The organism is Aquimarina algiphila (genome assembly GCF_007489275.1).
GTDB lineage: Bacteria > Bacteroidota > Bacteroidia > Flavobacteriales > Flavobacteriaceae > Aquimarina > Aquimarina algiphila.
On record NZ_VLNR01000033.1, the window covers coordinates 14019 to 26825 of the forward strand.

Genomic DNA, 12807 nt, shown 5'->3' on the forward strand with positions numbered 1-12807 from the left:
TTGGAAAAGTTAATACTATTAAAATAATCCACCTTGAATTCCACCTTTTATGCGTCCAAGATGTTTATACGCTGCCTCTGTAACTTCTCTACCGCGCGGAGTACGCATAATAAACCCTTGCTGTATTAAAAAAGGTTCATATACTTCTTCTATAGTTTCTGCACTTTCACTAACAGCAGTAGCAAGAGTAGTTATACCTACCGGTCCCCCTTTGAACTTATCGATCAAAGTTGTCAAGATTTTATTATCCATCTCATCCAATCCATGTGCATCCACATTAAGTGCTTTTAAAGCGAATTTAGAAATTTCGATATCAATTTTTCCGTTTCCTTTGATTTGGGCAAAATCACGAACTCTACGTAATAAGGCATTTGCAATTCTAGGTGTACCTCGACTTCTTCCGGCAATCTCTATAGCAGCTTCCATAGAAATAGGCACATTAAGAATATGAGCACTTCTTTCTACTATAGTTGATAGTAATTCTGTAGTATAATATTGTAATCGAGATTGAATCCCGAAACGCGCTCTCATGGGAGCGGTTAGTAATCCTGATCTCGTTGTTGCTCCAACTAATGTAAATGGATTGAGATTAATCTGCACAGTCCTCGCATTTGGACCGCTTTCGATCATGATATCAATCTTATAATCTTCCATAGCAGAATATAAATACTCTTCTACTATAGGACTTAATCTATGAATTTCATCTATAAATAATACATCTCTATCATCAAGATTAGTCAACAATCCTGCTAAGTCTCCCGGCTTATCGAGTACTGGACCTGATGTCACTTTGATACCAACACTTAACTCATTAGCCAAAATATGTGCTAATGTAGTTTTTCCCAAACCTGGAGGACCATGAAATAAGGTATGGTCCAAAGCTTCATCTCTAAGGTTAGCTGCCTGTACAAAAATCTTAAGATTTTCTAATACCTGATCCTGTCCTGCAAAATCTTCAAATGCCAGTGGTCTTAACGCTCTCTCTATATCAAGGTCTTCGCCAGAAAAATGTTCATTTGTTGGATCGAGGTTTTCATTCATAAGATATATTCAAAAAAAGAAAAATAATAATAAATGTGAAATGATTTTTTTAAATCTCCACAAAGATAATAGAAAAAGTCCATCCGTTTCCGATCATCTAAATCCAAAATTAAATTGTAAATTGCATTTTGTATACAAAATACAAAATAATTGTGATAGAACACGCAGATCTTAGCAGACCGATTTATATACGGTTAAAAGAAATGATTCTTGATGGGGATCTAAAGCCCGGTGAAAAAATAATTCAGGAAAAAATTGCTGAAACTTTAGGAGTTAGCAGAACTCCTCTGATGAAAGCCTTACTCACCCTGGAAAACGAGTATTTGATTGAGAGTATTCCCAGAAGGGGAATGTTTGTAAAAACCAGAGACCTAAAAGAAATCATAGATGTATATATATGTAGGGAAGCTATCGAAGGTATGGCTGCTCGGTTATTAGCAACGTATAAGAACGATAATAACACTGATGCTTTAAAAAAGTGTTTTACGCCTTTTTTAGAAGATGAAAATATTGATTCTCAAACCTATACTAAAGCAGATGAAAATTTCCATAAGCTTCTCATTAAACTCACAGAAAATGCTCCTCTAGATAAAATTTACTTTTTCAGCAATATTCATGACAAGGTAATTGGGCATGGATTAGTACGTCCGCCGGAAGAAACCTTAGAAGAGCATTTTAAAATTATCACCGCTATCGAACAAGGAAATCCTGATGATGCAGAACGATATGCCAGGGAGCACATTAGAAAATCGAGAGAATTATTAATTGACCAATATAAAAACCATAAAAGTGAATAATTATAATATTGCAGTTGTACCAGGAGATGGTATAGGAAATGAAATTGTCCCAGAAGGAATAAAAGTTCTTGAGGTAGTAGCCCAAAAACATGGTTTTACTATTTCGACAACACATTTTGATTGGGGAGCCGGATACTATATCAAAAATGGAGAGTTTTTACCAAAAGATGGCTTAGATACTCTCAAACAATTTGATGCTATTTATTTTGGATCTGTAGGTTTACCCGAGGTTGATGATACACTTCCTGCCAAAGATTATACTTTCAAAGTACGTACACATTTTGATCAATACGTTAACTACAGACCAGTACGCACTTACCCTGGCGTACAACGTCCTCTTAGAAGTGAAAAACATATTGATTTTGTTATCATTAGAGAAAATACAGAAGGGGAATTTGTACAGGTCGGAGATCAGTATCTCCCTGATTCTGAAAACGGAATGGGAGTGGATACTAGTATTTTTACAAGAAAAGGGATCGAAAGGATTGCTCATTATGCCTTTAAACTTGCTCGTACTCGAAGAAAAAAAGTAACTCATATCACAAAATCTAATACATTGATTAACAGCCTAACCTATTGGGATAGAGTCATTAAAGAAATCGCACAGCAATATCCTGATATAGAGCATGATCAAATGTATATCGATAATTCTACTGCTAACTTTGTTTTAAAACCAGAAATTTTTGATGTGGTATTGACTACCAATCTTTTTGGAGATATTCTTAGTGATCTTGGCGGAGCCGTTATGGGTAGTCTTGGACTTGGAGGTAGTGGAAATATTAATCCCGAAAAAGAGTTCCCATCTATGTTTGAACCTATTCATGGATCTGCACCTGACATTGCTGGTAAAAATATTGCAAATCCATATGGTCAAATATGGTCTGGCGCTTTATTATTAGAGCACTTAGGAGAAACAAAAGCTGCCAATAATATTATGCAGGCTATTGACACATCCACTCAACAAGGTATACTCACTGTTGATTTAGGAGGTAATGCCAGTACTTCTGATGTAGCAGATGCAGTAATCAAAAATCTTTAATAGGTTTTGTATGAAAAACATCGTTGATCTTACGCTTACCTATACAAATCAGATAGATGGTTTCTCAAAAAAAACTAGCAAAACTATCCAAAAAGATGGTTGGAATGCCAGTACTCTTACTTTCTATTCTCATTGCGGTACTCATATGGATGCCCCAATTCATTTTAATGTAAGTAATCAAACTATTGATCAAATTCCGGTTTCTGATTTTGTAGGTAGAGCTTGGGTCATTGATCTACGTCATATTGGTTCCAGAGGGTTAATCAATCCAACACATATCCCGGCGGATATTCAAAAAAAAATCATTGAAGGTGACAGTCTAATTCTATGGACAAATTGGTCACGACAAATCAACACCTCTGCTTATCGAAATGAATTACCTAGAATAAGCGAGCGGTTTGCTATATGGTGTTTAGAAAAAAAAATAAAAATGATTGGTGTTGAACCTCCTTCTGTAGCTGATGTAAATAATCTGGAAGAAGTTACCAAAATCCACCAAATCCTATTAAAAGGAGTTGTTATTATAGAAGGACTTACGAATATTAACAAGCTACAATCTAACTGTGTAGATTTAATCGCATTACCGATAAAAATAATTGGTGGAGATGGTGCTCCTGCCAGAGTAATTGCTATAGAAAAATACGAGTGACTTTACTATTATCTGACATATCAAAATTATTACCTCCTGTAGATCAAACCGAATACAGAAAGCTTAATCACGAACTTTTTAAAAAGCAGAACCATACTTGTATTATTATTGATGATGATCCCACTGGAAATCAAACCGTATATGACATCCCATTATTAGCGCAATGGGATCAAGACACCCTGATACAAGAATTTAAAAAACAAACTCCCGTATTCTTTTTACTAACCAATTCCAGGAGTTTACCACAAGCCAAGGTCTCAATCATATATCAGGAAATTTCAAAAAATATCCTTGTCGCTTCGACAATGACAAATCGAGAGTATACTATAATTAGTCGCAGCGATTCTACTTTGAGAGGACATTTTCCCGTAGAAACGAATACCATAAAACAAGCAAGTAATCTAGATAAAGTAATTCTAGTTTTTATCCCTGTGATGTTTGAAGGAGGAAGAGTTACCGTGAATGATATCCATTATATTTCCGATAAAGAAACTTTAATTCCTGTAGATAAAACTCCATTTGCTCAAGATCACTCTTTTGGATATACTAAAGCCAACCTTAGTGAATGGATAGAGGAAAAAACTGAAGGGCAAATAAATGCTTCTAAAGTATTTTCATTTTCTATTGAGAATATAAGAACACATAGTGTGCAATTATTATCTAAGCAAGTACAAGCTCTCACTCCCGGCAGTTACTGCATTGTAAATGCAATTAACTATCATGATCTCGACAAAATAACACATGCTCTATTATTAGCAGAAAAGTCTGGCAAAAAAATATTGTATCGTACTTCTAGTTCGTTTATTCCTTCTTACATTGGAATTACACCTAAAAAACTACTAACCACAGAGGATCTTATTCCTAAAAATGTTAAAAGCGGTGGTTTAATTATAGTAGGATCATATGTTCCTAAATCCTCAGCTCAGCTTAATTACCTTTTAAAGTACTTTGATAACAATAATACCATAGAGGTTAATGTCGAGAAAATACTTAATGATAATGCTTTATCATATCTTAATGTTATCAGTAAACAAATAGAGGAAAAACTAAATTCTGGTAAAGATGTAGTTCTCTATACCAGCAGAAAATTAATTACCGGATCTGATATTGACGATAATTTAAATATAGGTTCTAAAGTTTCTGAGGCTTTAGTAAAGATCATCAAAGGAATTAGTGTTTCCCCAAAATATATCTTAGCAAAAGGAGGTATTACCTCTCACGATCTAGCAATAAAAGGATTAAGAATGCGACGATCAAAAGTTATGGGGCAAATAGCTCCCGGAGTTCCTGTATGGGAAATGGGTGCAACAACCATGTTTCCTAAACTACCTTATATTGTTTTTCCCGGGAATGTAGGAGATGACACATTATTATATACTATAACACAAAAACTATCTTGATATGGGTACATCTTTCAAAAGATATGGTTTTTTTGCCGGTTCTTTTTTAATAACATTACTGTTGTATGTTGATAGAGTATGCATATCTACAGCAAAAGACGCTATTGGTAACGATTTAAGTCTTTCTGATACAGAAATGGGTTGGGTTTTAGGAGCTTTTGCTCTGGGTTATGCATTATTTCAAGTTCCCGGAGGTGCGTTAGGAGATACATATGGCGTTCGAAAAGTAATGGCGAGTATCATGATACTTTGGTCATTATTCACTTCTCTAACCGGAGCTGCCTGGAATTATCTCTCTCTCTTATTCTTTAGATTCATATTTGGTGCAGGGGAAGCAGGAGCTTTCCCTAATATTTCAAGAGCAGCATTCTCTTGGGTACCTCTTAAAGAAAGAGGAATATTTCAAGGAATTAATTTTTCAGGATCACGCTTGGGCGCTGCATTTGCTTTACCCTTGGTTGCCTATTTAATTGAGGCCTGGGGATGGAGATATATCTTTTATTTCTTTGGACTCATTGGGATTATATTTGCTGTCATATTCTACTTTGTATTTAGAAACAAGCCTGAAGATCATCCTGCATTATCTGATGAGGAGAAACAATTCATTATCCAAAATCGACAACAAAAGACTGATACCAAAAAAACTAAAGGAATAGGAATTGGAACAATTTTAAGTTCGAGCAATGTGCTATTGGCTATGGGTCAATACATAGGCAGTAATTTTATTTTCTTTTTTATGCTAACATGGTTATTTCCATATATAAAGCAAAAATATCAACTTAATTTGATTGATACAAGATTCTATGCAATGCTTCCTTTATTAGCTGGAGCCGTTGGCAATTGGGTTTCTGGTTATATGGTAGATATTATTTATAGAGAAGGAAAATGGAAGCTTTCCAGAAGAATCCCAGCAATTATAGGTTTTAGTTTTGTCATTATCGGAATCATTTCCAGCCTATATATGAATACAGCTCTAGGAGCCGTTCTATGCCTATCTATTGCCATTTTTGGAGCGGACATGACACTTAGCCCATCCTGGTCTTTTTGCATGGATATAGGCCAAGAAAACTCAGGTAAAGTATCCGGAATGATGAATATGGCAGGAAATTTAGGGGCCTTTACCACGGCACTTGCTTTTCCTTATATGCAAAAATGGACAGGATCAGACGAACCTTTCTTTTACCTCGCAGCAATACTTGCAGGTATAGCAATTATACTCTGGTTGTTTATGAACCCCAATAAAAAATTAATAGATGATTAAGAAGTTAAAAGGCGTAGTCATTGGAGCAGGTTATTTTAGTAAGTTTCAATATGAAGCCTGGACACGAATACCTGAAGTAGAAATTACTGCGCTTTGTAATTCTGATGTAGATAGAGCCACTATCATCATGAATAGTTATGGCATTAAAAAACACTATACCGATTACAAAGAAATGATTCTAAAAGAAAAACCAGATTTTGTAGATATCATTACTCCTCCAGAGACACATTATGAAATGTGTGTATTTGCTGCCGATCAAGCTGTGCATATCATATGTCAAAAACCTTTAGCACCGTCCTATGAGGAATCCAAAAAAATCGTAGATCACGTACAGAAAAAAGGAGTTCGTTTTGTAGTACATGAAAATTTTCGTTTCCAACCCTGGCATAGGGAAATCAAAAAAATCATAGATCAAGGTGAACTCGGAGATTTATTTAATTTGAATTTTAGGTCCCGTATGGGTGATGGTTGGGGAAAAGATGCTTACCTGGCAAGGCAACCTTATTTTAGAGATTATGAAAAGTTACTTATTTATGAGACAGGAGTTCATTACATAGACACTTTCAGATATCATGCTGGTGAAGTTAAAAGTGTATACGCAATCCTCAAAAAACTAAATCCTGTGATTAAAGGAGAAGATGCTGCTATGATGATTTTAAATTTTGAAAATGATGCCCATGCCGTTTGGGATGCAAATCGATATAACGAGAATAACTTTATAAAATCCAGATATACATTCGGAGAATATCTGATTGACGGGTCAAAAGGTTCTCTTCGTCTATACTCGAATGGAAAAATAACAGTACAAAAACTAGGTGATATAGAAAAAGAACATTTCTATGTTCATAATGATGTTGGATTTGCTGGAGATTGTTGTTATATTTTTCAAAGAGATTGTATTGACAAGTTTATATCAGGAAAGCCCTTTGAAACTAATGGACAGAATTATCTTAAAACATTACAGATACAAGATGCTGTATATGAATCTTCCAAAATGAACGCTTCTATTACTATAAGATAAAAAAACCCTTTCAAAATTTTGAAAGGGCTTCATTATATTTTTTAAACATCATTATTAATGATGCATTTCTTCCTCTCCTTCTTGAAGTGGAATAATTTGAGATACGAAATCCTGACCTGCGATCACATATTCGCCATCCTCTCTAGTTTTACTATAGTCATATGCCCATCTATGAACAGAAGGTATTTCTCCTGGCCAGTTACCGTGCATATGTTCTACTGGAGTAGTCCATTCTAACGTATTTGATCTCCAAGGATTTTGTACAGCTTTCTTACCATAAAATATCGAAACAATAAAGTTATATAGGAATACTAATTGAGCTGCAGCAGTAATAATTGCAAAAACAGTAATTAATACATTAGTATCTGCTAAATCATCAAAATATGGGAAATTCGAATTTGTATAATAACGACGTGGTAATCCTGCCATGCCTATAAAGTGCATCGGAAAGAATACCCCATACGCTCCTATCGCAGTTACCCAAAAATGAACGTACCCAAGGTTTTTATTCATCATCTTACCATACATCTTAGGGAACCAGTGATATACCCCTGCAAATAATCCATAAAGTGCAGAAATACCCATTACCAAGTGGAAATGCGCTACCACAAAATACGTATCATGTACATTGATATCTAATGTACTATCTCCAAGAATAATACCCGTTAGACCCCCCGTTATAAATGTAGATACCAATCCAATAGAAAATAACATTGCAGGATTAAGCTGTAGATTACCTTTCCATAAAGTGGTGATATAATTAAATGCTTTTACCGCAGAAGGTATTGCAATCAATAACGTAGTAAATGTAAATACCGAACCTAAGAAAGGATTCATTCCTGAAATAAACATATGGTGACCCCAAACTATGGTTGACAAAAATGCAATTGCCAGAATAGAAGCAACCATTGCTCTATAACCAAATATAGGCTTACGTGCATTTGTAGCAATTATTTCTGAGGTGATCCCTAATGCAGGCAATAATACAATATATACTTCTGGATGTCCCAAGAACCAAAATAAGTGTTCAAAAAGAACCGGTGAACCACCTTGGTTATGCAACACTTCTCCCTGGATATAGATATCACTTAAGAAAAACGAAGTCCCAAAACTTCTATCCATAATCAAAAGTAATGCTGCAGATAATAATACAGGGAAAGAAACAATACCAATAATTGCTGTAACAAAAAATGCCCAAATCGTTAATGGTAAACGAGTCATTGACATTCCTTTCGTTCTTAAGTTAATTACAGTCACTACATAATTCAAAGAACCAAGCAATGAGGAAGCAATAAATATTGCCATAGAAACTAACCAAAGGGTCATACCCATTCCCGAACCACCAATTGCCTGTGGCAATGCACTTAAAGGAGGATAAATTGTCCAACCAGCTGATGCTGGTCCTGCCTCAGCAAATAAAGACAATACCATGATTACACTACTTAAGAAGAACAACCAATACGATATCATATTTAAAAACCCTGAAGCCATATCACGTGCTCCAATCTGCAAAGGAATAAGTAAGTTACTAAATGTACCACTAAGTCCTGCTGTTAATACAAAGAATACCATTATTGTACCATGAATGGTTACTAATGCCAAATAGATTCCTGGATCCATTACACCATCTGCACCAAACTTATCACCTAACAGCACCTCAAAAATTGTAAATTTATGATCTGGCCATGCTAATTGCATTCTAAACAAAATAGACATTGCAATACCAATAATACCCATTATCAAACCAGTAATTAAATACTGCTTAGAGATCATTTTATGATCTTGACTAAAAATATATTTGGTAATAAATGTCTCTTTATGATGTCCGTGATCGTCGTGGGCATGATCATCTGCGTGTGCTATTGCTGACATATCGCTATTCTTTTTTAATATAATATATTAATTCTTCTTTTCTTCTAGTTACTTGCTTGAGCTGATAATTGCTCTCCAAAAGTTGGTTGTGTTTTTAACCAAGCTTCATAGTCCTCTTCGGACTCTACAATAATCTTCATTTGCATATTATAGTGAGAAGTTCCACATATTTTATTACATAATAAATAATAATCAAATGCATATGTTTCTAATGCTTCATCACCTGCAGCAACTAATTTCTTACTCTTTTCTTTTCTGATCTTATTAATAGTAGCTACTTTTTCTACCATAAACTCACTATTTCTCATTTCTTCAGAAGTAAGAGTAGGTGTATATGAAAATTCTGTAATCATACCAGGTACTACGTTCATTTGCGCTCTAAAGAAAGGCATATATGCTGAGTGTAATACGTCTTGAGATCTCATTTTGAAGATAACCTTTCTATTCACCGGAAGATGTAATTCATTGGTTATTTTATCATCCTTACCATAGGAATCAGAAACATCTACTCCCAATGTATTAATCCCTTCTATAAAACGAACATTAGCTTTACCCAATTCGTTATCTTCTCCAGAATATCTTGCACGCCAATCAAATTGATATGCATATAACTCTACTATTAATGGATCACCATCTTCCTCATCAATATTCATTATATCTGTCCAGGTAAATAATCCGTAAATGATTAACCCTGCTAATACAATCACAGGAATAATTGTCCAAATAAATTCTAACTTATCATTATCGGCAAAAAACAAGGCTTTATTTTCTTTCTTTCCACGGTATTTGTATGCAAAGAAATGTAATAGCCCTTGCGTAATGAATTGTACAATGAAAATCAGTACCATCGAAATCAACATTAGTTGATCATAGTCCACTCCATGTTCAGACGCCGATTCTGGAAGGAAAAAAGTATGATACTGTACAAAACAATATATGGTTAATAAGTAAAGAAATATTACAAACGCAAGCATAAGCTTACCATGTAAATTATTATCCTTATCATTCGCTACTTGAGAATTATCAGCGTCTTTCAATTGAGACAATTTCAAAATCTTTGACATTTGCCACAATGTGATTCCAAAAAGCGCTATAACTACTATGGTTAAGAATACAGTCATTTTTATCTATCTTCTTTTTTACAATTCTATTTATTAATAATGAAAGTGTTTACTCTCCTCTATATATGGATTTCCTTTTGCCAGTAATGGAGCTTTAGTTAACGCTCTAAATACTACAAATAAGAACAATCCTAAGAATAATAACACCGCACTAATCTCACTAACACCAATAAACCATGATTCTCCAACTGTAGCTGGCATAACCATATTATAAACATCAATATAATGACCACAAAGAATTACAATTCCTGCCATCACTACAAACCAGTTTACTCTTTTAAAGTCACTATTCATTAACACTAAAAGTGGGAAGATGAAATTCATTGCTAGCATCCCAAAGAATGGTAATTTATAATCTTCTATACGAGTAATGAAATATGTAACTTCTTCAGGAATATTAGAATACCAGATCAACATAAATTGAGAGAACCAAAGGTATGTCCAGAATATACTTATTCCAAACATAAATTTAGCTAAATCATGAATATGACTATTATTTACAAATTCCATATATCCTTTAGACTTTAGGTAAATTGTAATTAATGCTATAGTTGTAATTCCGGATACAAATAAACTAGCGAATACGTACCATCCAAATAATGTACTAAACCAGTGTGGATCAAAACTCATAATCCAATCCCAAGACATCATAGATTCTGTATAGATAAAGAATACCAAAAACCCTGCTGATATCTTAAAACTCTTTTTGTACCATTTGTTTCCTGTCGCATCTTCGTCTTGTAGTCTAGAATATTTTACTGCAAAATGACGATATAATAACCAACCTCCTAAAAAGATTGCTGCTCTTATAATAAAACCAGTACCATTTAACCAACCTGATTTACCTTGAATAAGCGCATCATGTTCCACAACTTTAGGATCTGCCCATACAAACAAGTGATTTACATGAAATCCTGATAATGCCAATATTACAAATAAGATGATTCCACCAGGCACCAAGTATGCTGTAATAGCTTCCATAACCCTAAACAGCACTGGAGACCAACCTGCCTGTGCTGCAAATTGTATAGCATAAAATGCTAATACTCCCAGCGCAATCATAAAAAAGAAAAATGCAGCTACATAAAGAGAAGCCCAGGGTTTATTTTGTAACTGGTGTAAAACATGCTTATAGTGTTCATCACCACCATGTGCATCTGCTGCTGCCTCACCATGATTTTGATTACCATGACCACTTTCTTCTGCATGCGATTCACCATGACCACCACCGTGAGCATCGTGCGCTGCCATCATTTCTTTTACTTCTTCAACAGTTCCTGGGGTAGTAAGAAAACCAGAAACAAGTCCGATCCCACCTACAACCATTAGAATGATAGAAAATAATCTTAATCTATTTGATAGCGTATACATATCTTAATATCGTTATTCTTAACTTTATACTAGTGCACTAGTGTGCGTTACTATGATCTTCTGTTGACTCATGATGTTCTTCTTCCAGCTTTGTCTCTGCAACAACAACATCTGTATCTATTCTAGGGGTTTTCCCCTCTAAGTCTGCCTTTAATTTCTGTACATATTGAACAATCTGCCAGCGTTCATGCTCACTTGTTTGAGAAGCATAAGACCCCATAGAATTAATTCCATAGTACATCACATGATAGATACTTCCTTCTGTGATTGCTCTACCTACATCATCATAACTTGGCACTCCAAGAATTTTTTCTCTTTTCACCAATGTTCCTTTTCCATCTCCTTTTTCACCATGGCATATTGCACAATAGATATTATATAACTCTTTACCAGCATCTTCATTTTCTTTGGTATACCGAATGGCATTTTTAAGAGAATCTTTTGCAAACTGGTATCCTACATTTGAGTTTTCAATTTCATAAGGCATCCATCCTCTTGGGATAGAACCTTCTGCTGGTAACATAGCCTCCTGTCCTCCAGGAAAAACACCATACTCCCCATAAGCCTCGTAACTTACTGGTTCATACATATTAGGCATATATTGATAATTAGGTTTTGAATCTTTTTGACAAGAAACAACACTAATCATCACTACTGCCGCTGCTAATATTTTTATAGTATTCTTCATTATTACTAATGGTTATCTTCTTCCTTATCTATTACTTTAATTTCTACTGCTCCTGTATCACTTAATAAACTTGTAAGTGTATCTACGTCGTGATTTCCAGCGTCTACTTCCATTAAAAAGTGATCGTCTGTTGTTCTTAAATCAGGATTTTCAGCTTCTTTGAATGGCCATAATCTACTTCTCATGTAAAAAGTAATTACCATTAAGTGGGCTGCAAAAAACACAGTAAGCTCGAACATAATAGGAACAAATGCTGGCATATTTTCCAGATAACTAAAACTTGGTTTACCACCAATATCTTGCGGCCAATCCTCGATCATGATAAAATTCATCATCAAAATTGCAACAGTTAACCCAACACATCCGTACATAAAAGATGTGATTGCTAATCGTGTATGAGGTAATCCCATCGCTTTATCAAGTCCATGAACCGGAAAAGGAGTAAATACCTCTTCGATATGATAATGCTCTGCGCGAACTTTCTTGACAGCGTCCATCAGGACATCGTCGTCTATATATAATGCATGTATAACTTTTGATGCCATAC

At 34.7% G+C, this 12807-nt stretch carries 12 protein-coding genes; 6 read left to right on the top strand and 6 right to left on the bottom strand.

Annotated features, from left to right (window positions below; genetic code table 11):
* Positions 1 to 18 precede the first annotated feature (18 nt).
* Positions 19 to 1041, bottom strand: coding sequence for a Holliday junction branch migration DNA helicase RuvB (gene ruvB, locus FOF46_RS15785; RefSeq protein ID WP_109435611.1), 1023 nt, complete (start codon positions 1039 to 1041; stop codon positions 19 to 21).
* 152 nt (positions 1042 to 1193) lie between these two features.
* Here ruvB and FOF46_RS15790 point away from each other — a divergent pair, with 152 nt between their 5' ends.
* The 6 genes from FOF46_RS15790 to FOF46_RS15815 are packed head-to-tail and all read left to right on the top strand — an operon-like array spanning position 1194 to position 7208.
* On the top strand, positions 1194 to 1838 hold the full coding sequence (locus tag FOF46_RS15790) for a GntR family transcriptional regulator (protein ID WP_143917116.1): 645 nt from the start codon (positions 1194 to 1196) through the stop codon (positions 1836 to 1838).
* The gene (locus tag FOF46_RS15795) at positions 1831 to 2877 is read left to right on the top strand and encodes a tartrate dehydrogenase (protein ID WP_143917117.1); all 1047 of its coding nucleotides are present in this window, start codon (positions 1831 to 1833) and stop codon (positions 2875 to 2877) included. Before FOF46_RS15790 ends, FOF46_RS15795 begins: the two co-directional genes overlap by 8 nt.
* Positions 2878 to 2887: 10 nt before the next feature.
* Entirely contained in the window at positions 2888 to 3526 is a 639-nt protein-coding gene (locus tag FOF46_RS15800; RefSeq protein WP_143917118.1) for a cyclase family protein, read from the top strand.
* Entirely contained in the window at positions 3523 to 4926 is a 1404-nt protein-coding gene (locus FOF46_RS15805; RefSeq protein ID WP_143917119.1) for a four-carbon acid sugar kinase family protein, read from the top strand. Before FOF46_RS15800 ends, FOF46_RS15805 begins: the two co-directional genes overlap by 4 nt.
* Position 4927: 1 nt before the next feature.
* On the top strand, positions 4928 to 6187 hold the full coding sequence (locus tag FOF46_RS15810) for an MFS transporter (protein WP_143917120.1): 1260 nt from the start codon (positions 4928 to 4930) through the stop codon (positions 6185 to 6187).
* Complete coding sequence (locus tag FOF46_RS15815; protein ID WP_143917121.1) at positions 6180 to 7208, top strand: Gfo/Idh/MocA family protein; 1029 nt, start codon at positions 6180 to 6182, stop codon at positions 7206 to 7208. The genes FOF46_RS15810 and FOF46_RS15815 overlap by 8 nt, the downstream gene beginning before the upstream one ends.
* A 54-nt stretch (positions 7209 to 7262) precedes the next feature.
* Here the strand turns inward: FOF46_RS15815 and FOF46_RS15820 are convergent, their stop codons facing one another.
* The 5 genes from FOF46_RS15820 to FOF46_RS15840 are packed head-to-tail and all read right to left on the bottom strand — an operon-like array spanning position 7263 to position 12805.
* Entirely contained in the window at positions 7263 to 9080 is a 1818-nt protein-coding gene (locus tag FOF46_RS15820; protein WP_143917122.1) for a cytochrome c oxidase subunit I, read from the bottom strand.
* Positions 9081 to 9124: 44 nt separating this feature from the next.
* On the bottom strand, positions 9125 to 10201 hold the full coding sequence (locus FOF46_RS15825; protein WP_109435618.1) for a cytochrome c oxidase subunit II: 1077 nt from the start codon (positions 10199 to 10201) through the stop codon (positions 9125 to 9127).
* 33 nt (positions 10202 to 10234) lie between these two features.
* Complete coding sequence (locus FOF46_RS15830; RefSeq protein ID WP_143917123.1) at positions 10235 to 11572, bottom strand: quinol:cytochrome C oxidoreductase; 1338 nt, start codon at positions 11570 to 11572, stop codon at positions 10235 to 10237.
* Between the two features lie 37 nt (positions 11573 to 11609).
* Positions 11610 to 12260 (bottom strand): c-type cytochrome, encoded by a 651-nt coding sequence (locus FOF46_RS15835; protein WP_143917124.1) that lies wholly within the window; start codon positions 12258 to 12260, stop codon positions 11610 to 11612.
* A 5-nt stretch (positions 12261 to 12265) separates the two neighbouring features.
* The gene (locus tag FOF46_RS15840) at positions 12266 to 12805 is read right to left on the bottom strand and encodes a DUF3341 domain-containing protein (protein WP_109435915.1); all 540 of its coding nucleotides are present in this window, start codon (positions 12803 to 12805) and stop codon (positions 12266 to 12268) included.
* Positions 12806 to 12807: the final 2 nt, after the last annotated feature.